The sequence below is a fragment of the Sphingomonas sp. GlSt437 genome (genome assembly GCF_048015635.2).
Lineage (GTDB): Bacteria > Pseudomonadota > Alphaproteobacteria > Sphingomonadales > Sphingomonadaceae > Sphingomonas.
On sequence record NZ_JBPGYA010000001.1, the window covers coordinates 970,001 to 988,506 of the forward strand.

At 65.4% G+C, this 18,506-nt stretch carries 21 protein-coding genes (1 of these 21 cut by a window edge); 6 read left to right on the forward strand and 15 right to left on the reverse strand.

All coding sequences use genetic code 11. The features are described from left to right. A protein-coding gene (locus tag ACLB0R_RS04890) for a hypothetical protein (protein ID WP_416642219.1) crosses the window boundary here: on the forward strand, positions 1 to 110 show its 3' end. The gene continues 169 nt to the left of window position 1, outside the view; 110 of the gene's 279 nt are visible here — the last part of the coding sequence; its start codon lies off the left edge, out of view; its stop codon occupies positions 108 to 110. On the opposite strand, the gene ACLB0R_RS04895 is transcribed toward ACLB0R_RS04890, so the two are convergent. The 6 genes from ACLB0R_RS04895 to hisS form a co-directional block, all read right to left on the reverse strand. Continuing rightward, positions 107 to 1,660 (reverse strand): DUF4139 domain-containing protein, encoded by a 1,554-nt coding sequence (locus ACLB0R_RS04895; protein WP_416642220.1) that lies wholly within the window; start codon positions 1,658 to 1,660, stop codon positions 107 to 109. The two genes, ACLB0R_RS04890 and ACLB0R_RS04895, sit on opposite strands and share 4 nt — an antisense overlap. 7 nt (positions 1,661 to 1,667) lie before the next feature. After that, positions 1,668 to 3,065, reverse strand: a complete 1,398-nt coding sequence (locus tag ACLB0R_RS04900) for a DUF4139 domain-containing protein (RefSeq protein WP_416642221.1) — start codon at positions 3,063 to 3,065, stop codon at positions 1,668 to 1,670. 98 nt (positions 3,066 to 3,163) lie between these two features. Continuing rightward, complete coding sequence (locus ACLB0R_RS04905; protein WP_416642222.1) at positions 3,164 to 3,973, reverse strand: DUF4167 domain-containing protein; 810 nt, start codon at positions 3,971 to 3,973, stop codon at positions 3,164 to 3,166. 255 nt (positions 3,974 to 4,228) lie between these two features. Then, a complete protein-coding gene (prmC, locus tag ACLB0R_RS04910) occupies positions 4,229 to 5,083 on the reverse strand; it encodes a peptide chain release factor N(5)-glutamine methyltransferase (protein WP_416642223.1) in 855 nt (284 codons plus the stop codon). Then, positions 5,049 to 6,131 carry a peptide chain release factor 1 gene (prfA, locus tag ACLB0R_RS04915; protein WP_416642224.1) on the reverse strand — a complete coding sequence of 361 codons (1,083 nt, stop codon included), beginning with the start codon at positions 6,129 to 6,131 and terminating at the stop codon, positions 5,049 to 5,051. Before prfA ends, prmC begins: the two co-directional genes overlap by 35 nt. Then, positions 6,128 to 7,456 (reverse strand): histidine--tRNA ligase, encoded by a 1,329-nt coding sequence (gene hisS, locus ACLB0R_RS04920; RefSeq protein ID WP_416642225.1) that lies wholly within the window; start codon positions 7,454 to 7,456, stop codon positions 6,128 to 6,130. Before hisS ends, prfA begins: the two co-directional genes overlap by 4 nt. A gap of 115 nt (positions 7,457 to 7,571) precedes the next feature. Between hisS and ACLB0R_RS04925 the strand changes: the two genes are divergently transcribed. Genes ACLB0R_RS04925 through ppa form a run of 3 tightly spaced genes read left to right on the forward strand, consistent with a single transcriptional unit; the run spans position 7,572 to position 10,746 of the window. Continuing rightward, positions 7,572 to 8,222 (forward strand): DUF1345 domain-containing protein, encoded by a 651-nt coding sequence (locus ACLB0R_RS04925; protein ID WP_416642226.1) that lies wholly within the window; start codon positions 7,572 to 7,574, stop codon positions 8,220 to 8,222. 51 nt (positions 8,223 to 8,273) lie between these two features. Next, positions 8,274 to 10,178 carry a M61 family metallopeptidase gene (locus tag ACLB0R_RS04930; RefSeq protein WP_416642227.1) on the forward strand — a complete coding sequence of 635 codons (1,905 nt, stop codon included), beginning with the start codon at positions 8,274 to 8,276 and terminating at the stop codon, positions 10,176 to 10,178. A 28-nt stretch (positions 10,179 to 10,206) separates the two neighbouring features. Further along, positions 10,207 to 10,746: an inorganic diphosphatase gene (gene ppa / locus ACLB0R_RS04935; RefSeq protein ID WP_416642228.1), complete on the forward strand. Its 540-nt coding sequence runs from the start codon at positions 10,207 to 10,209 to the stop codon at positions 10,744 to 10,746. A 167-nt stretch (positions 10,747 to 10,913) separates the two neighbouring features. On the opposite strand, the gene ACLB0R_RS04940 is transcribed toward ppa, so the two are convergent. Genes ACLB0R_RS04940 through ispG form a run of 3 tightly spaced genes read right to left on the reverse strand, consistent with a single transcriptional unit; the run spans position 10,914 to position 13,416 of the window. Further along, on the reverse strand, positions 10,914 to 11,396 hold the full coding sequence (locus ACLB0R_RS04940; RefSeq protein WP_416642229.1) for a GNAT family N-acetyltransferase: 483 nt from the start codon (positions 11,394 to 11,396) through the stop codon (positions 10,914 to 10,916). Next, the gene (locus tag ACLB0R_RS04945; RefSeq protein WP_434953748.1) at positions 11,393 to 12,295 is read right to left on the reverse strand and encodes a DMT family transporter; all 903 of its coding nucleotides are present in this window, start codon (positions 12,293 to 12,295) and stop codon (positions 11,393 to 11,395) included. The genes ACLB0R_RS04940 and ACLB0R_RS04945 overlap by 4 nt, the downstream gene beginning before the upstream one ends. Next, complete coding sequence (ispG, locus tag ACLB0R_RS04950) at positions 12,292 to 13,416, reverse strand: flavodoxin-dependent (E)-4-hydroxy-3-methylbut-2-enyl-diphosphate synthase (protein ID WP_416642230.1); 1,125 nt, start codon at positions 13,414 to 13,416, stop codon at positions 12,292 to 12,294. Before ispG ends, ACLB0R_RS04945 begins: the two co-directional genes overlap by 4 nt. A gap of 72 nt (positions 13,417 to 13,488) precedes the next feature. On the opposite strand from ispG, the gene ACLB0R_RS04955 reads away from it, so the two are divergent. Next, a complete protein-coding gene (locus ACLB0R_RS04955) occupies positions 13,489 to 14,421 on the forward strand; it encodes an isoaspartyl peptidase/L-asparaginase family protein (RefSeq protein ID WP_416642231.1) in 933 nt (310 codons plus the stop codon). A gap of 44 nt (positions 14,422 to 14,465) precedes the next feature. Beyond that, positions 14,466 to 15,320: a S1/P1 nuclease gene (locus ACLB0R_RS04960; protein ID WP_416642232.1), complete on the forward strand. Its 855-nt coding sequence runs from the start codon at positions 14,466 to 14,468 to the stop codon at positions 15,318 to 15,320. Here ACLB0R_RS04960 and ACLB0R_RS04965 read toward each other — a convergent pair whose 3' ends face one another. From ACLB0R_RS04965 to pal, 6 genes are all read right to left on the reverse strand, one after another. Further along, the gene (locus ACLB0R_RS04965) at positions 15,321 to 16,280 is read right to left on the reverse strand and encodes an alpha/beta hydrolase (protein WP_416642233.1); all 960 of its coding nucleotides are present in this window, start codon (positions 16,278 to 16,280) and stop codon (positions 15,321 to 15,323) included. Beyond that, entirely contained in the window at positions 16,271 to 16,507 is a 237-nt protein-coding gene (locus ACLB0R_RS04970) for a hypothetical protein (protein ID WP_416642234.1), read from the reverse strand. The genes ACLB0R_RS04965 and ACLB0R_RS04970 overlap by 10 nt, the downstream gene beginning before the upstream one ends. Before the next feature lie 3 nt (positions 16,508 to 16,510). Further along, the gene (locus tag ACLB0R_RS04975; protein WP_416642235.1) at positions 16,511 to 16,741 is read right to left on the reverse strand and encodes a hypothetical protein; all 231 of its coding nucleotides are present in this window, start codon (positions 16,739 to 16,741) and stop codon (positions 16,511 to 16,513) included. Continuing rightward, entirely contained in the window at positions 16,741 to 16,944 is a 204-nt protein-coding gene (locus ACLB0R_RS04980) for a toxin-antitoxin system HicB family antitoxin (RefSeq protein WP_416642236.1), read from the reverse strand. Before ACLB0R_RS04980 ends, ACLB0R_RS04975 begins: the two co-directional genes overlap by 1 nt. A 12-nt stretch (positions 16,945 to 16,956) precedes the next feature. Then, positions 16,957 to 17,856, reverse strand: a complete 900-nt coding sequence (locus tag ACLB0R_RS04985; RefSeq protein WP_416642237.1) for an SPFH domain-containing protein — start codon at positions 17,854 to 17,856, stop codon at positions 16,957 to 16,959. 121 nt (positions 17,857 to 17,977) lie between these two features. Continuing rightward, on the reverse strand, positions 17,978 to 18,481 hold the full coding sequence (gene pal, locus ACLB0R_RS04990; RefSeq protein ID WP_416642238.1) for a peptidoglycan-associated lipoprotein Pal: 504 nt from the start codon (positions 18,479 to 18,481) through the stop codon (positions 17,978 to 17,980). Between the last annotated feature and the right edge of the window lie 25 nt (positions 18,482 to 18,506).

Here is an 18,506-nt window from a genome sequence, read left to right on the forward strand (position 1 = left end):
CGGCGATTGGCGGCTTTGGTGGGACGGCATTGCTGGCGGCGGCGCTGATGGGGCTCGCTTTCCTAAGCTCGGGCAGCGGCCATGACGAGGATGTCGAGCGGATCGATTAATCGCGCGGCTCGGTGACCGAATAATCGAGCGTGGCGCTGGCGTTGGCGGGGATCGCGACTGCCCAGATGAGCTTGCCATCGCGCTTGATCAACCGAACGCCCGAGGTCGCATATTTCTGCCCGCCACCCACACACAGCCGCGCTTCGTAAGCGATCGGCCGGGGATTGGCGTTGGTCACAACGAGGCGGTAGCGCGTCGTTCGGCCCTTATCGCCAAGCTCAGTCAGGTCGGCATTCACCGCCGGTGAGGTTCCCAGCTTTACCTCGACATCCTCGTTCACCGCCTTATCGGCCAGATGCGTTTCGCCGACGAGGATCGGTCGCGCGCCGGCATTCTCGAACACCGCGACTTGGCCCGAGGGCAACGGCACGCCCAGATGCGCGTCGGGCGTGTTCCGGGTCTTGAGCGTCAGAAACGGGCCATCAGCGTTGCCATAGCTGATGTCGCTGACGAACAACGGCGTGATTTGCACGCCTTGACTATCGAGGAAGGCGACCTGCTTTTCTGCCTTGGCCGCCACGGTGACGGCGTCGGGGACGCGGTAAAGCTTGAGGTCGCCAAGTTGCTCAAGCGCCGCCTTGCGCGCGCCGGTGACGACGATGTCCTGCGCCTCTGCCCGCGCCATCATCGGCGCGGGAGGGGGAGGAGCCGGTGGGGCGGCCGTGTAGATCGGCGTGAGCCCCTGGATCAGGTGCGTCGAATAATCCGGATCGGGCCAGCATTGCAGGTCGAGTTCGCCCGCCTGGTAGTTACCGAAATCGTTCTGCCCTTCCCGATTAAGTCGCCCCGCGACGACCTGGAGATTGGCGTGCTCAAAGCTCGTAACGTCGTTGGACGCCAGCTTCAGCCAGGCGAACAGATCGGCGCTCGCACCATTGTTGGCGCCTTCGCCTCGCATCGTCGCGACATAATCGGCCTGCCAGTCGAACCCGCCGGCGAGATAGGAAAGCGTGATCGTCACCGTGCGCGCGACAGGGCTGTCGGTCTGGACGGACAGCGTCGGCTTGGCGGAGAGATCGGACGGGACCGAGCCATAGACGATCGTCTCGGGCAGCCCCGAGCAGCGCAGCGTCTCGTTGCCCCCCGCCACTTGCAGCACCGCTGCGCCATCGGCCGACGAGCGGATAACGGCTTGCTCTTCGCTCGCCTTGCCCGTCTTGGGATTGGTGCGGCGAATGATGACGCGGCGACCGAGCGCGCGGTCGTACAGCGTGCGCGGGCTCAGCAGATCGGCGTCGAGATTCTTTTCGCGCACATCGCCGGGCAGGCCGGTGATGATCGAGGTTTCGGGGAAGATGTTGCCCGCCACACCTTCGAACCGGATCACCGCCGGGCCAGCAGGCAGGCTGATCGTCCGCGTCTCGCTGATCAGCGCAAAGCCTTGCGGCGCACTGCGCTCGATGGGTTCCTCGCCGCGATCGGGCGCGCGATAGACGGTCACCGAGACCGCACTCGGCCCCGCCGAGACGATCGGCACCGGCGCATCGCCGCTCGCGCGCGCAGCCGGGGCGGCGAGCAGCAACAGCGGGGCGATGAGCGCCGCGCGCATCGCGGGATCAGTAACGCGTTTCGTAAGTGACGTTGAGCGTCGCCGCGCCATTGGCCGGCACCGGCACGTGCCACACTGCCTCGTTCGACGAACGGCGCTCATGGCCCAGGCTTTCCTGGGTGATCCGCGTGTCCTCAAATCCCCAGTCGAGCCCCGATTGGACGACATCGACCGTCACCGCATCGGGCCGCGCGTTGGTCAGCGTGTAGGTCATCACCGTGCGCCAATGGTCGCTGCCAAGCCGCGTCCGCTCGGTCACCACCGGCTTCACTTTCACGTCGAACGCATCGCCGGTCTTGATCGCGAGTGTCGATCCCATCGGCGTGTGGCTGATCGCATTCTCGCCGATGAATTGCGGCTGGCCCTTGGCGTCGCGCAGATAGATGCGCACCGTGCCGGCGGGCAGCGCGTCGCCCAGCCCGCCCTTGGCCGAGCTCGAGAAGCTGATGACGGTGGCGGCGCTTTGCGGATCGTCGAGCGTTTCCAGCCAGCCGTTGCGGAATTCATAGCCGCGATGCGCCGGCACGCCGCCGACGCTCAGAAAGCTCACTTGCTTCTGCTGATTGGCGGCGATCGTGGTGCGATGCTCGATCGGGTAAAGGTAATAATCGCCCAGCCGACCGCGCGACGCGGTTTCGGTCCCCGCGCGCGTGCCCGGCGCGATGCCGCGCCCGCCATTGCTCCGCCCGCCGGGATTGCCAGCGACCAGCACGGTATCGGCATCGACGAATGGGGTGTTGCCGTTGTTGCGCAACGTTACCCAGCCTTGCACGTCGATCGCCTGCTTGGCTTCATCGAATAGCGCGACATAATCCGCCGACCAGCTCATGCCGTTGGTGAGGTAGCTGAGGGTCACCGGCCGCGGCCCGCCCGATTTGGTGTGGAGCGTCACCGAAAGCGTCGGCCGCGCGCGCAGATTGGGCGGCAGCGAGGCGAACAGCACGCGCACCGGCAGGCCATCGTCACGCAGCACCTCGATATGATCGCCGACCTGCAGCACGACGCCATCGTTGGAAGCGAGTACCTTGGCGGGCACGCGCGTTTCGGCGCCGGTGCCGGGATTGGTGCGAACGAGCGTGATCGTCTGCCCGACCGCTTTTTCCATCAACGCGCGGGGGCTGAGCAGATCGTAATCGTAATTCTGCTCGATGATCGTCGTGCCGGCCGCGCTCAACCGAACGGTTTCGGGCCGGATCTGGCTCGATACGTCCTTGAATTCCTGGCGCGAGACGCCGCCGGGCAGCGCGATCTGCCGCGTGTCCTGAACGAGCGCGGTGCCGTCAGAATAGATGGTGACGGCGACATCGCCCTGCGCAGTCCGGTCGAGCGCTGCGTCGGGCGCACTCTGCGCGTCCGCGGCGACCGCCGGCACCAATAGCAGCGCGATCAAAGCCCCGTAACGCATCGCCTTCTCCCGCTCATCATTATGCGCGGGAGCTTAGTCCCGCCGCATGACGGGTCAATGTCACTTTATTACCTGAAGCGCGGCTGAACCGCGCGCGCTCAAGCCGGAGTAGGCTCGTCGGTAGCAGCGGTACGACGACGGCGGCGCGGCTTCTCGACCGGCGCGGCATCGGCCTCTGGCGCATCGACGGTTGCGCCGATCGCGGGCGGCAACCGATCGATGCCAAGCGCGATCGGCTCGCCATCCTCTGCGTCGCGCGCCGGTTCCGGGCGCCGGCTCGGGCGACCACGCCGCGGGCGATCCTCATCCTGGCGCTGATCGGCGCGATTGTCGCGCGGCTGGCGCTCCTGGCGCGCGGGCGGGGCCTCACTGGCTTCGGCGCCGGCGTCATGGCCATTGGCGTAGGGCGCGCCATAGCCATTGCCGTTGCCATTGCCATTCGCGTTGGCACCGTTCCCGCCGCCATTGCCGTTTGCATAGCCGCGGCGACCGTAATTCTGATCGCCATAATTCTGACCGCCGCCATTTTGACCAGCGAAATTCTGGCCATTACCGCGCGGCGCATCGGCCGCCATGTCGGTGCCCTCATCGCCGTCGAAATCCTCGCCCTCGTCGGCTTCATAAGCGTCGTTGCGGCGGTGCTGCTGATCCTCGAAGCGCGAGCGATTTTCGGCCAGCACGCGATAATAATGATCAGCGAACTGCAGATAATATTCGGTGTTGACGCGGTCGCCCTGCATCTGCGCGTCGCGCGCCAGCGTCTTGTATTTCTCGAGAAGCTGCGCCGCATTGCCGCGCGCGCGATTATCGATCCGGTTGCCATTGTCGGAGCCGCGCCCCGGATTGCCACCCTGCGAGCGCTGCCCGCCGCGACCGCGACGGCGGCCGCCCTGACGATTATTGATCAACTGCTGTTGTCCTTGTCCGTAAAGTCAAACCCGGCACTGCTCCGCTAGGTCGATGGGTGCTCTCGGGCGCTTTCCGACGACCAAGCCGACGGAAAACGCTGCCACGATCGCCGGACGACAGCGATACCATGACGAAGAGACTGAAAGGTCGCTGTTTCCCGCCGTTCTGCCGGTGGACCTGCGTACCCCTCGCGCCCGCCATAGCCGCAGGCGCGGTGTAATCCAAGCGGAAATATGTGACGGTTTTGGGGCGATTCAACCCATGTTGACGATAATCGCGCGGGGACGATTGCCAAGATCGCGACGAACCGAATGGCGCAGACCCGCCGCCGTGATCAACGCCCCGACGGCATCGGCCTGGGTGTGCCCGATTTCGAGGATCGCCACCCCGCCGGGGACCAGCAAGCGCGGCAGATCGGGCACGATGCGGCGATGGGCGTCCAGGCCATCCGTGCCTGCAAACAACGCACGCGCCGGCTCGTAATCGCGGACATCGGCGGGCAAGGCTTCATCGGTCGCGATATAAGGCGGGTTGGCGAGGATGAGGTCGAAACGCTCGTCAACACGGGCTGCCCAATCGCCCTCCCGGAAGATCACGCGCTCGGCCAGACCCAAGGCCTCAGCATTGGCGCGCGCATAATCCAGCGCTTGGGCCGACGCATCGATGCCCAGCCCGGTTGCTTCGGGCCACTCGGCAAGCGCGGCGAGCAGCAAGGTGCCCGGTCCAGAGCCCAGATCAAGAATCCGCCGGGGCGACCGCTCGCCGAAATGCTCGATCGCGGCTTCGATCAGCGTCTCGCTGTCGGGCCGGGGAATGAGGACGCCGGGGCCGACGGCAAGCTCGATCGTCCAGAAGGCGCGGCGGCCGGTGATGTAAGCGACCGGCTCATGCGCCAGGCGGCGCTCGATCAGCGCGGCGAAGCCGGCGGGCGCGGGCGCGTCGAGATGGGAGAGCAGCATCGCCTCACGCGTCATGCCAAGCGCGTGCGCCATCAGCAGCTCGGCATCGAGGCGCGGGCTATTGCTGACGGGACCAAGCGCCTCGGCCGCCCGCGCGAGCGCGCGGCGAACGCGGTCAGCCGTCAAGGGAGGCCAACCGCTCGGCCTCATCCTCCGCAATCAGCGCGCCGAGCAGTTCGTCCATCTCGCCTTCCAGGATTTCGGGCAGACGGTGCAGCGTCAGGTTGATGCGGTGGTCGGTCACCCGCCCCTGCGGATAATTATAGGTGCGGATGCGCTCCGAGCGATCACCCGAGCCGACCATCGACTTGCGCGCGCCGGCGCGTTCGGCATGCAGCCGCTCACGCTCCATTTCGTAGAGCCGGGTGCGTAGCACCTTCAGCGCCTTAGCCTTGTTCTTGTGCTGCGATTTCTCGTCCTGCTGAATGACGGTCAGCCCGGTCGGGATATGAACGATGCGCACCGCCGAGTCGGTGGTGTTGACCGATTGCCCGCCCGGCCCCGACGATCGGTAGATGTCGATGCGCAAATCCTTCGCCTCGTCGATCTGGACGTCGACTTCCTCGGCCTCGGGCAGCACCGCGACCGTCGCGGCGCTGGTGTGGATGCGGCCGCCGCTTTCGGTGACGGGCACGCGCTGGACGCGGTGGACGCCGCTTTCGAACTTCAGCTTGGCGAACACGCCCTTGCCCTCGACCGAGGCGACGACTTCCTTATAGCCGCCCAGCTCCGCCGCGCTGGCGGAGATGAGCTCGACTTTCCACCCCTGGCGATCGGCATAGCGCTGGTACATGCGCAGCAGATCGCCCGCGAACAAAGCCGCTTCATCGCCACCGGTACCGGCGCGGATTTCGAGCATCGCCGCGCGCTCGTCGGCGGCGTCGCGGGGGAGGAGCGCGAGCGCAAGCCGTCGCTCGGCCTCGGGCAGCGCGGCGCGGATCGCGTCGATCTCCTCGCGCGCCATCGCCTTCAACTCGCCGTCCTGCTCCTCGCCCTCGGCCATGTCGGCGAGCACGGCGAGTTCCGCGCGCAAGCGGCGGACATCGGCGGCGGCCTGGGCGACGGGCTCGATCTCGGCATATTCCTTGGAGACCTGGACAAAGCGATCGCCCGACAAATCGCCCGTCGCCATGAGCGCAGCCAGCTCATCGCGCCGCGCCTCGATCATGGCGATGCGGTCGGGGGAGATGGACGTCATGGCAGGCGATCAGAAAAATACAGAATGGAAGCGCCGAATATCTCTCTGCTAAGAGTATGTGAGTTCAAATCAAAGCTTGATTGCAAGGCCTCTATTATCTTTTCGTGAAACCCATTTAGGGCATCGTCTTTTATAGCTCTGACTTTTAGCTCTCCAAGATCGCCGGCAATCGGGCTCTGCGCACTCACGTTTATAGTGACTGTTGCTCCAGCCTTTACCCCAAGCTCGAAAGCTCGCTTGGTGTTGTAAGGCATAAACGCTCTGATGCCGCGACGGCGTAGTTCAAAAACAATCCGCCAAGATAGCTCAGTCGCATCCGGTCGTTCCGGGATCACGCTCGCAATCAAGCCGTCCTGCTCAAAGCGCTCGCCCAATAGCATCGCCAGCCGCTCAATCCCCGCCGCCCAGCCAACGCCCGGCGTCGGCTTGCCGCCCAAGCTCTCGATCAGCCCATCATAGCGCCCGCCCGCCAGCACCGTGCCCTGCGCGCCGAGCCTATCGGTCACGAATTCAAACGCGGTGTGGCGATAATAGTCGAGGCCGCGCACCAGCCGGTCGTTGCGCGTCCAGGTGACGCCCGCCGCGTCGAGCCCCTTGGTCACGCTCTCGAAAAACGTCCCTGCCTCGCTCGTCAGGAAACCATCGATCCCCGGCGCCGCGTCGGCGATCGGCCGGTCGCGCGGGTCCTTTGAGTCCAGAATGCGCAGCGGATTCTTGTCGAGCCGCGCCACGCTGTCCTCGCTCAATTCCCCGCGATGCGCCTCGAAATGCGCGACCAATGCCGCGCGCCAGGCATCGCGCGTCTCGGCATCGCCCAGCGTGTTGAGCTGCAGCGTTACGCCATCGGCAATGCCAAGTTCGTGGATCAGCTGATCGGCAAACGCCAGCAGCTCGACATCGGCCTGCGGCTCGGCCGCGCCGATAATCTCGGCGTCGATCTGATGGAACTGGCGATAGCGGCCCTTTTGCGGGCGCTCGTAGCGGAACACCGGGCCGTGCGTGACGACCTTGAGCGGCGCATATTGCTGCCACCCCTCGGTCAGATAGGCGCGCGCAATTCCCGCCGTAAATTCCGGCCGCAACGTCAACGAATCGCCGCCGCGATCCTCAAAAGTGTACATTTCCTTCGATACGACATCGGTCGTCTCGCCGAGCGAGCGCGCGAACACCGCCGTCGCCTCGAACACCGGCAGCTCGACGCGCTGGAAGCAGTATAATTTGCGCACGAAATCGAACGCCTCGACCACGCGCTGAAAGCGGCGCTGGTCGTCGCCGAAAATATCCTGGGTGCCGCGTATCGGGCGGGGCGTTTCAATCCGGGCCATGTGGCGGCGCTGCATAAGCGAAGCCGCGACGCAGCGCCAGTGGGGTGGATGCGCTGGCGTTACCGGCGATTGACCAGACTTGCATGCCGCGCTGGGGGCGTTAGCAAGGCGGTCCATGGCTCGCCACCCTCTTGCGCTCGGCCGCCGCCTGGCGCCGCCCCGCTTCCTGCTCTTCGTTTCGGTGTTCGCGCTCAGCCTGGTGTTGTTGTCGCCCACATTGGTGCCGACGCGGGCGATTATGGGCGCCTTCGACATAGCCGGCACGATTTTCCTGATTTCGGTCGCACCGTTGTTCAATTCGGAACCCGGCCGGATGCGCAGCCATGCGCGTGCCAATGATGCCAATCGCGCGCTGCTGCTGCTGATCAGCGTGCTGGTGACGCTGGTCGTGCTTGTCGTTGTCTCGACCGAAATGATGGCGCGATCGAGCCGGCTTGGTGTCGCGCAAGTGGTCGGTACTTTGGTGCTGGCGTGGTTGTTTTCGAACACCGTCTATGCGCTGCATTACGCGCATCTTTATTATTCGGCCGACGGCAAAGGCGGTGATGCCGGCGGCATCGACTTTGTCGGCAAAACGCCCGAGCCCGATTACTGGGACTTCGCCTATTTCAGCTTTACGCTGGGCATGACCTTCCAGACTTCCGACACCGGGATCTCGTCTCCGCGCGTGCGCCGCGTCGTGCTGGGGCAATCGATGGCGGCGTTCGTGTTCAATATCGGCGTGCTCGCGCTGACCGTGAACGTGCTCGGTAGCAGCGCGAGCTGAGCCTCGGCCGACGACAAGACTTAAGACAAGATAGGGAAGGAACGTGCGTCAATGATCCGTTTTGTTGGAGCCGCTGCTCTCATCGCCGCCGCTGGCGCCGCTCAGGCCGAGAATTCCAAGCCGCAGCCAGTGCCGATTGCCGACACCATCCCGCCCGCCAAGGACGTGCCTTATCCCGGCACGATGACGCTTGCCATCGACGCGACCGACGTCGCGCACGGCATTTTCCGCACGCATGAAACGCTGACCGTGGCCGGCCCCGGGCCGCTCGTGCTGCTGCTGCCCGAATGGCTGCCCGGCACGCATTCGCCCACCGGGGCGATCGACAAGGTCGCCGGGATCAGGTTCAGCGCCAATGGTCAGACGATCCGCTGGACGCGCGACCCGGTCGATGTCTACGCCTTCCATATCGATGTGCCGCAGGGCGCAACCGCGATCGACATCGACCTCCAATATCTCGCTGCGACCGACGGCGGCCAGGGCCGGCAGGTCACCGCGCCCGATATGCTTCGCCTGCAGTGGAACGCGATGAGCCTCTACCCCGCCGGCTATTTCACCCGGCAGATTCCGGTGACTGCGACGGTGACTTATCCCGCCGGTTGGACGGCGGCGTCAGGCCTGCCCGCGACCGTGGAGAGCGGCGTTTATCGCTATCAGCCGACCAATTACGAAGTGCTGGTCGATTCGCCGACGCTGGCCGGGCTCCACTATAAGCAATGGCCGCTCAGCGATCGCGTGTTCCTCGACACCGTCGCCCCGTCGGAAAAGGAGCTTGCCGCGACCGAGGCGCAGATCGCCCCGCACAAGGCTCTGGTCGAGCAAGCCGTGAAGCTCTTCGGCGCCCAGCATTACGACAATTACCATTTCCTGCTGGCGATTTCCGACGAACTCGGTGGCATCGGTCTCGAGCATCATCGCAGCTCGGAAGAGGGCACGCGGATCGGCTATTTCAGCGATTGGGCCAACGACACGCCGTCGCGCAACCTGCTGCCGCACGAATATACCCATAGCTGGGACGGCAAATTCCGCCGGGGCGCCGATTTGTGGACGCCCGACTTCAAGACGCCGATGCGCGACAGCCTGCTCTGGGTCTATGAAGGCCAGACCCAATTCTGGGGCTATGTGTTGCAGGCGCGATCGGGCCTCGTCTCCAAGCAGGATACCCTCGACGCCTATGCGCAGATCGCCGCCAGCCTTGATGCCGCGCCGGCCCGGCAATGGCGGCCGCTGATCGACACGACCAACGATCCCACCATGTCGCAGCGCCGGCCCAAGGGCTGGCTTAGCTGGCAGCGCTCCGAGGATTATTACAATGAGGGGCTGCTGGTGTGGATGGAAGTCGATTCGATCCTGCGTAAGCAATCCAAGGGCAAGAAATCGCTCGATGATTTCGCCCATGCCTTTTTCGGCATCAACGATGGCGATTGGGGTGAGGTGACGTACACCTTCGACGATGTCGCTAAGACGCTTAACGACATTCAGCCCTATGATTGGCGCGGCCTGCTGGCGGCGCGGCTTTACGACACCGAGCAGCACGCCCCGCTCGATGGCTTCACCAATAATGGCTATCGGCTGGTCTATAGCGAGACGCCGAGCAATTTCTTCAAACAGGCCGAAAAGCAGCGCAAGCGCACTGACTTGAGCTTGTCGATCGGCCTGTCGATGGGCAAGGATGGCGAGATCGCAGCCGTGCAATGGGACAGCCCGGCGTTCAAGGCGGGATTGACCAGCGGCGACGCGGTCATCGCGATCGGCGCGACCACCTATTCGCCCGAGAAGCTGAAGGAAGCGATCGCCGCGGCCAAGGGCGGCACCGCGCCGATTCTGCTCACGGTCAAGCGCGGCGAGCGGTTGCGCACCGTCGCCATCGACTATCATGGCGGCTTGCGCTATCCGCACCTCGAAAAGATCGGCCAAGGAGAGGCTGGCCTGGATCGGCTGTTGGCGCCCCGCTGACCTGGGGCAAACGCACAAAGGATCCACAATGCGTATCGATTTGATTCCCACCGGCAAGAACCCGCCCGATGACCTGAATGTCGTCATCGAGGTGCCGGTGGGCGGCGAGCCGGTGAAGTACGAGTTCGACAAGGCCAGCGGCGCGCTGTTCGTCGACCGCATTCTGCACACGCCAATGCGCTATCCGGCCAATTACGGCTTCGTGCCGCACACGCTGTCGCCCGATGGCGACCCGCTCGACGCACTGGTGATCGCGCGCTCGCCCTTCATCCCCGGCTGCGTCGTGCGCGCACGACCGATCGGCGTGCTCAACCTGGAAGACGAGCATGGCGGCGACGAGAAGCTCGTCTGCGTGCCGGTCGACACGACTTTCCCTTATTATTCGGATGTCGGCGAGCGCACCGACCTGCCGAGCATCGTGCTCGCGCAGATCGAGCATTTCTTCACCCATTACAAAGACCTGGAGGCCGAGAAATGGGTCCGCGTCGGCAAATGGGGCGATGCGGCGGAAGCGCGGCAGATCGTGATCGAAGCGATTGAGCGGGCGAAAGCGGCGAAGGGCACCTAACGAGCGAGGGACAGGCTGGTTGCCGGACTAACGTCGTCCCAGCGAAAGCTGGGACCGCTCACGTTCTCGTACCACCGTAGCCGCGAGCGACCCCAGCTTTCGCTGGGGTGACGATCAAATGTCGGGGCCGCTTAATGACATGACAATCGTCTGAAGGTTTTGTCAGATCAGTTGCCCGCGGCCAGCCGCTTCAGCGCCTCGCCGCTCACCCGCTGGACGGTCCATTCGTCCATCGCTAGCGCCCCCATCGCCCGATAGAAATCGATGGCGCGGGTGTTCCAGTCGAGCACCCACCATTCGTAGCGCGGGCAGCCGCGCTCGACCGCGACGCGCGCGACGGCCTTGAGCAACGCCGTCCCCGCGCCGGTGCCGCGCGCGGCGGGCGTGACGTAGAGGTCGTCGAGCCAGATGCCGCGCACGCCGGTCCAGGTCGAGAAATTGTGGAAGAACACCGCCATGCCGACGCGCTCGCCATCGGCTTCGGCGATGATCGCTTCCGCCGCCGGATGCGCGCCGAACAGCGCCTCGTGCATCAGCGCCTCGGTCGCGACGACTTCGTGCGGCGCCTTCTCGAACTCGGCGAGCTCGCGGACGAAGCGCAGGATCGTGGCGACATCATCGGGGCGAGCGAAGCGGGTAGTGATCGTCATGCGGCAGCCTCAGTTTGCGGTGCGGGCGCGACCGGCCCGCGCACCGCGACCAGGCACCCGGCGATGATCAGCGCGGCGCCGGCAAAAGTATAAACCCCGACCGCCTCGCCAAACACCAGCCAGCCGAGGATCGCTGCCCAAACGAACGCGGTATATTCGACCGTCGACAGTAATTGCGCCTCGGCATGGGCATAAGCCCAGGCGAGCAGCATTGCCGAGATCGACCCGAAAATCGCCGCCGCGACGATCGCCGGCAATTGGCCCGGCGCGGGCAAGCCGGCAAACCACGGCGCGCCGGGCAGCAGCATCGCGCCGAGCACCAGGCTGGTGAAGAACGCGACTTCAAGCGGCGCGGCGAGCTGCGCCTGCATCCGGAGCAAGATCAAGCTGCCGGCATAAGAGACCGACGCGGCAAGCAGCGCAATCGCGCCGAGAACATGATCGGTCGAGGCGTGGATGCTGAACTCGCCCAGCGCCAGCACCGCAACGCCGATGCAGGCCAGGATCGACCCGCCAACCACCGCCCGCTGCAGTTTCTCGCCTAGGAACAGCCCGGCGAGATACAGCGCGATCAGCGGCGCGAGAAAGGTCAGCGCGACGCTTTCCGCCATCGGCACGCGCGCCAGCCCCCAGAAGAACAGCAGCACTGAAATCCCGGCGACGCCCGCGCGCGCGATGTGCAGGCGCAACGCTGCCGGACCCGGCCAGCGCCCGCCGCGCGCGAAGAAGATCGCGCCCATGCCGGCCGCGCCGATGATCGATCGCCACAGCACCGCGGCATAGGCCCCGCTCTGGATCGACAGGCCCTTCATCACCGCGTCCATCAGCGAATAGATCGAGATGCCGAGGCAGGCGGCGCCGAAAGCGGTGGTGGGGGAAATGCGCGGCTGTGCGCTCACTCCGCCGCCACTGCGCGCGCCTCTTCCGCCGCTTCGATCTCGGCGGCCTTGGTCTCGACCAGCTTGACGATGTGCTCGATCATGTCGGCATCTTCGATCTGGTGATCGGTCACGCCCGAGAGATAGACCATATGCTTGCCGTTGCCGCCGCCGGTGAGGCCGATATCGGTCTCGCGCGCTTCGCCGGGGCCGTTGACGACGCAGCCGAGCACCGACAGCGACATCGGCGTGCGGATGTGCTGGAGGCGCTCCTCGAGCTTCTGCACGGTGCGGATCACGTCAAAGCCCTGGCGCGCGCAGCTCGGGCAGCTGACGACGCGGACGCCGCGATTGCGGATGCCGAGCGTCTTCAGGATCTCGAAGCCGACGCGCACTTCATCCTCGGGCTCGGCCGACAGAGAAACGCGGATGGTATCGCCAATGCCGAACCACAACAGCGAACCGATGCCGATCGCCGACTTGACCGTGCCGGCGACGAAACCGCCTGCCTCGGTAATGCCGAGATGCAGCGGGAAATCGCCCATCTCGGCGAGCTGCTGATACGCCGCGACCGCGAGGAACTGGTCCGATGCCTTCACCGCGACCTTGAATTCGTGGAAGTCGTGGTCCTGCAGGATCTTGATGTGATCCATCGCGCTTTCGACCAGCGCCTCGGGGCACGGCTCGCCGTACTTTTCCAGCAGGTCCTTTTCGAGGCTACCGGCGTTTACCCCAATGCGGATCGCGCAGCCATTGGCCTTGGCGGCGGCGATCACTTCCTTCACGCGCGCTTCCGAGCCGATATTGCCGGGGTTGATGCGCAGACACGCCGCGCCCGCATCGGCCGCTTCGAGCGCGCGCTTATAATGGAAATGGATGTCCGCCACGATCGGCACGCGCGCGGCGCGGACGATCTGCTTCAGCGCGGTGGTGCTTTCCACATCGGGGCAGGATACGCGGATGATGTCGACGCCAGCATCCTCGCAGCGGCGGATCTGGTCGATCGTCGCGACCGCGTCCTCGGTTGGCGTGTTGGTCATCGTCTGGACGGTGACGGGCGCGTCGCCGCCGACGGGAACATTGCCGACCATGATCTGGCGGCTCTTGCGGCGGATGATGTCGCGCCAGGGACGAAGGGACATTGCGGGCTTTCCTTGCGGTTTGTGGCGCCTATAGCGCGGGCAGCGAAGCAGGGAAACCTCTAGGGAAACCAGATGATGAGTGAAACGCCAGGCAATTGGGTGTTGGCGGTCCATGGCGGCGCGGGCCAGATGACGCGCGACCGGCTGAGCGCGGAAGAAGATGCCGGCGCACGGGCGGGTCTCGCCGCTGCGCTTCATGCCGGCAGCGCGGTTTTGGCGGCTGGTGGCTCGGCGCTTGACGCGGTCGAGGCGGCGGTGCGCGTGCTGGAAGATGACCCGCACTTCAATGCCGGGCGCGGCGCGGTGTTGACTTATGACGGCGGCGTCTCGCTTGATGCCGCGATCATGGCGGGCGATGGCCAGCGCGCCGGCGCGGTCGCCGGCGTCGGCACGGTCCGCCATCCGGTCAGCCTGGCGCGGCGGGTGATGACGACGCCGCATGTCATGCTGTCGGGTGCTGGCGCCGAGCAATTCGCGCGCGAGCAGGGCCTGGAAGCCGCCGAGCCAGGTTGGTTCGAGATACCCCGCCGCTGCCAGCAGCTCGAGGAAATGAAGGCGCGCGGCGATGGCTGGTTCGACGAGGAAATGAAGTTCGGCACCGTCGGCGCGGTTGCCTGCGACGCGGGCGGGCGGGTCGCCGCCGCAACCTCGACCGGCGGCATCACCGCGAAGCGCTGGGGGCGGATTGGCGACACGCCCATCATCGGCGCCGGCACCTGGGCGGACGGCGTCTGCGCGGTTTCCGCCACCGGATCGGGCGAATATTTCATCCGCGCCGGCGTGTGCCACCAGATCGCCGCGCGGATCGCGTTGGCGGGTGAAGCGCCGGCACAAGCTGCCACCACCGCGCTCGCCGAAGTCGCCAAGATGGGCGGCAGCGGCGGCGTGATCGTGGTGACGCCGTCGCGAGACGCACTCTGGCATTTCAACACCGCTGGCATGTTTCGCGGCGTGGCGGGGAGCGATGGCGCGCGGCGCGTGGCGATTTATGGCGATGAGGGCTGAAGCAGCAGTTCTCGCTTGTCGTCGGCACGGCTAAAGCACCAGCGATGATTCGCTCGCTGCAACGGTTGCTCGCCGCTCTCGCCCTGGTCCTCCTGCCGCAACCGGTGCTCGCCTATGGCGCATTCGGCCATGCGACGATCGCACGCATCGCGATGGCGAATGTATCGCCCGTTACCCGCGCCAAGGTGCTGGCGCTGATGGCCAAGGCGCCGCTGCTCGAAACGCCGACCTGCAAGGCTGCGAAGATCGACGACCTGAGCGTCTGGCCCGATTGCATCCGCGCGCTGGGGCCGCGCTTTTCCTATACTGCGGCGTGGCATTATCAGGATGTCGATATCTGCGCGCCCTTCACATTGAAGCCCGCCTGCCGCGACGGCAATTGCGTGTCGGCGCAGATCGATCGGCAAATCCGCCTGCTCAAAGACAAGAGCCTGCCGCCGCGCGAGCGGCTGATGGCGCTCGCGTTCCTCGTCCATTTCACCGGCGACTTGCATATGCCGCTCCATGCCGGCGAGCACAATGACGCTGGCGGCAATCAGGTGAGCGCGGGTTACGGCATCTACGCGCCTGACCGGCTCAACCTGCACAGCGTCTGGGATGGGCCGCTCGCTGAGCGCGCGATTACCGATGGGCCCAGCCTAGTCCGGCACTACTCGACCGAGGAAGCCGCGCCCCTCGCCGCTGGCACGATCGAGGATTGGAGCCGCGAAAGCTGGCAGCTGAGCCGCGACATCGTGTATTCAAGCGCCGGTCTGAGCAACGTCTGCACCACCAAGCCGAGCGCGCGTGCGGTGCTTGACGATGCGACCATCGCGCGCCTCGTCCCCGTACAGCGACTTCAGGTTCAGCGCGCGGGCCTGCGCCTCGCCCGGGAGCTGGACGAAGCGTTCGGCAGCTGATTAACGGCGCGCCGTTACGAAACCGGCCACTGCATCGACCGCGCTCGGATCGATCGGGAGATCAGGGTTGGCATAAGTGGCGAGATTGGCCGCGCGGTCGCCAGCGCCGACCTGCTTCAGCACATGATTGACGCCGGGTAGCAGCACCAGCTTGGCTTTGGGCTGTGCCGCGGCAAGCGCGCGGGCGTCGGTTTCGCTCACTTGAATGTCGGCCAGGCCCTGCAAAATCAGCATCGGCGCTTTCACCCGCGCCGCCAGCGCGGCTGGATCGTGGCGGATCAGGTCGATCAGATAATCCTGCACGGCTGGGTAGAACAACGTCGCGAGCCCGGGATGAAGCTGCGCGGTATCGACATGCTCGCCGGCCTTCAGCTTGGCGAGCGCGGCATCGACCTGGTCGAACACCACCGCATTGGCGGGATTGGCGTGGATCTGCTCGCGGATCAGCACGTCGAACGGCCGGCCCGGCGCCGAGACGGTGATGATACCGCACACCCCCGGCGCGTCGCCGGTCGCGAGCACCATCAGCCCGCCTTCGCTATGGCCCAAGAGCCACACGCATTTCGCGCCGGTGGCTGCCCGCGCGGCGGCGACCCAGGCGGTGATGTCGGCGACATAATCGGCGACCGTCACTTTGCTGGCATCGGCCACCGCTGCTTTGCTGGCGAACATGCCGCGCTTGTCGATCCGCACGCTGCCAATGCCACGCGCCGCCAGCGCCTCGGCAAGCAAGCGATAAGGCGCGGCTTTCACACCCAAAGGGTTGTCGCCGTCCCGATCGGTCGGGCCCGAGCCGGGGACGATGAGCACCACCGGCTTGCCCTTGCCTGCGTCGATCAGCGTGCCGTGGAGGTCTGCAAGCGGGCCGGGCGCGGTGATCTCGCGCGGCGCAGGCTCTGCGGTTGCCGGTACTGCGGTGATCATTGCCACCAGTGCCGCTACCCATCCAATCAATCGCACGTCCCACGCTCCAGCGACGGCGCCGACATGCGCCAGGCAATGACGATGTAGCAGAAAGTGGCGAGCGCCAGCAGCGCGACCTCAACCGGCCAGTCGAAGTCCTTGCCGGTGACGATGAGCGGCAAGAGCGCCACATAGCCGGCCATGAGCGCTCGGCCCTGCCAGCGGGCGGGCCGCAGCTCGCATCCCCAGCGGCAGCGGCGGCGAATAAACCAGGCGTCTTCCATCAGTTATTTCCTTTCAGGATCGGAAGTGCGGAGCGCGACAATCACCAAAACGAGCGTCGCAAGGCTGAACAGCAGACCCCATTCGAGCCAGCGCCCAGCCCCCGCCAATTGCATGATGGCCAGCAACGCAGCCGCGTAGACGGCCGTCACGACCCAGCCCTGCCAACTGATCGGGGTGAACCCGTAGTTCAACGGCCCGCGCCGACGGACGAACCAATAATCGTCATCGTCCATCAGCTATCTCCCTTGGGCGGCCGGCCGCGCTTGATCGGTTTGGGCGCTTCCAGCTTGATGCCGCGGCCGCGCAGCGCCTCGCGCAGCAGATACTCGACCTGACCGTTGACGCTGCGCAGATCGGCCGCCGCGCTCCGCTCGATCGCGACGTAGAGCGCCGGATCCAGGCGGAGCGGGAAAGCCTTTTTCTGCGCGCTCGCCACCGCCAGGCCCGATCAGTAGAGCGTGCCGGTGTTGACGACGGGCTGCGTCTCGCGCTCCCCGCACAGCACGACCATCAGGTTGGAGACCATCGCCGCGCGGCGCTCGTCATCCAGTTCGACGACCTGCTTGGCGGACAGGCTGTCGAGCGCCATCTCGACCATGCCGACCGCACCCTCGACCAGCGTCTTGCGTGCAGCGACCACCGCTTCGGCCTGCTGACGGCGCAGCATCGCGCCGGCGATTTCCTGCGCATAGGCCAGATGGGTGAAGCCGCACTCGTCGACGGTGATGCCCGCGACCTTCAGCCGCGCCCGCAGCTCGTCGCGCAGTTCGGCATTCACCTGATCATGGGCGCCGCGCAGCGTGATTTCCTGGTGCTCATAATCGTCATAGGGGTAGCGCGAGCCGATGGTGCGCACTGCCGCTTCGATCTGCACGTTCACGAACGCCTTGTAATCCTGCACGTCGAACAGCGCTTGCGCTGTATCAGTGACGCGCCACACGACTTGGGCGGCGATCTCGATCGGGTTGCCGCGCAGATCGTTGACCTTGATCTTGTCGGAGATGAGGTTGTTGGCGCGCAGCGACACCTTCTTGCGCCCCATCCAGGGCAGCACCCAGCGCAGCCCCGTCACCCGATCGCTGCCCTTGTAGCTGCCGAACAGCGTCACCGCCGCCGCCTGGTTGGGCTGGAGCACGTAAAAGCCGAGCAGTACGAACGCGAACACAAACGCCGAGCCGAACAGCACGGTAACGCCGAGCGGCTTGTCGCCGGGGCTGATCACCGCACCCGCAATAATGCCGACAACCGCGAGCAGCAGCACCAGCAACATCGCATAGCCGCTCGATGCCTGCGCCGGCCGCTCCTGACTATGGGTGAGCGTTGACACAGAGTTGACCGAATCGATCATCATTCCCTCCTGAGAAAGTGATATCATATTTATATAATTTCAATCGAACCCGCAAGGGCCAAACAAAAGGCGCCGCCGGGTTGCCCCGACGGCGCCTGAAAAGACTTGGAAAATCGCGTGATTAGTTGAGCACGATCGTCACCGCGCGGCGGTTCTGCGCCCAGCTTGCCTCGTCCGATCCCAGCGCCAGCGGGCGCTCCTTGCCATAGCTGATCGTGGTGATGCGCGCAGCCGCGATGCCATGCGCGACCAGATAATTCTTGGTCGAGTTGGCGCGGCGATCACCCAGCGCGAGGTTGTATTCGCGGGTGCCGCGCTCGTCGCAATGGCCTTCGATGCTCACCGGCACATTGGGCCATTTGGCGAGCCACGCGATCTGGCTGTCGAGGATCGCCTGGTTGGGCGCATCGACATCATAGCGGTCAAATGCGAAGTGAATCGTGTCGCTCGTTACTGAGCGCTGGAAATCGGCCCGGCTGCCGGGCACGATGCCGTCACCCTGCGGCGTGTAGGTCGGCGTTGGCTGCGGCGAGGGCGGCGGCGGCAACGGTTGCTTCTTGGTGGCGCACGCGGAAAGCGCGATCAGCGCGGTCGCGAGCATTAGCTTGGTCGTCATTCTGGCCATCATATTCCTCCTCGACTGGTTCGAA

Bases quoted from the DNA above. Each gene is read 5' to 3' on its own strand.
- ACLB0R_RS04895 (WP_416642220.1), bottom strand. From the start codon at position 1,660: ATGCGCGCGGCGCTCATCGCCCCGCTGTTGCTGCTCGCCGCCCCGGCT.
- ACLB0R_RS04900 (WP_416642221.1), bottom strand. From the start codon at position 3,065: ATGCGTTACGGGGCTTTGATCGCGCTGCTATTGGTGCCGGCGGTCGCC.
- prmC (WP_416642223.1), bottom strand. From the start codon at position 5,083: ATGAGGCCGAGCGGTTGGCCTCCCTTGACGGCTGACCGCGTTCGCCGC.
- prfA (WP_416642224.1), bottom strand. From the start codon at position 6,131: ATGACGTCCATCTCCCCCGACCGCATCGCCATGATCGAGGCGCGGCGC.
- hisS (WP_416642225.1), bottom strand. From the start codon at position 7,456: ATGGCCCGGATTGAAACGCCCCGCCCGATACGCGGCACCCAGGATATT.
- ACLB0R_RS04925 (WP_416642226.1), top strand. From the start codon at position 7,572: ATGGCTCGCCACCCTCTTGCGCTCGGCCGCCGCCTGGCGCCGCCCCGC.
- ACLB0R_RS04930 (WP_416642227.1), top strand. From the start codon at position 8,274: ATGATCCGTTTTGTTGGAGCCGCTGCTCTCATCGCCGCCGCTGGCGCC.
- ppa (WP_416642228.1), top strand. From the start codon at position 10,207: ATGCGTATCGATTTGATTCCCACCGGCAAGAACCCGCCCGATGACCTG.
- ACLB0R_RS04940 (WP_416642229.1), bottom strand. From the start codon at position 11,396: ATGACGATCACTACCCGCTTCGCTCGCCCCGATGATGTCGCCACGATC.
- ispG (WP_416642230.1), bottom strand. From the start codon at position 13,416: ATGTCCCTTCGTCCCTGGCGCGACATCATCCGCCGCAAGAGCCGCCAG.
- ACLB0R_RS04955 (WP_416642231.1), top strand. From the start codon at position 13,489: ATGATGAGTGAAACGCCAGGCAATTGGGTGTTGGCGGTCCATGGCGGC.
- ACLB0R_RS04960 (WP_416642232.1), top strand. From the start codon at position 14,466: ATGATTCGCTCGCTGCAACGGTTGCTCGCCGCTCTCGCCCTGGTCCTC.
- ACLB0R_RS04970 (WP_416642234.1), bottom strand. From the start codon at position 16,507: ATGGAAGACGCCTGGTTTATTCGCCGCCGCTGCCGCTGGGGATGCGAG.
- ACLB0R_RS04975 (WP_416642235.1), bottom strand. From the start codon at position 16,741: ATGGACGATGACGATTATTGGTTCGTCCGTCGGCGCGGGCCGTTGAAC.
- ACLB0R_RS04985 (WP_416642237.1), bottom strand. From the start codon at position 17,856: ATGATCGATTCGGTCAACTCTGTGTCAACGCTCACCCATAGTCAGGAG.
- pal (WP_416642238.1), bottom strand. From the start codon at position 18,481: ATGGCCAGAATGACGACCAAGCTAATGCTCGCGACCGCGCTGATCGCG.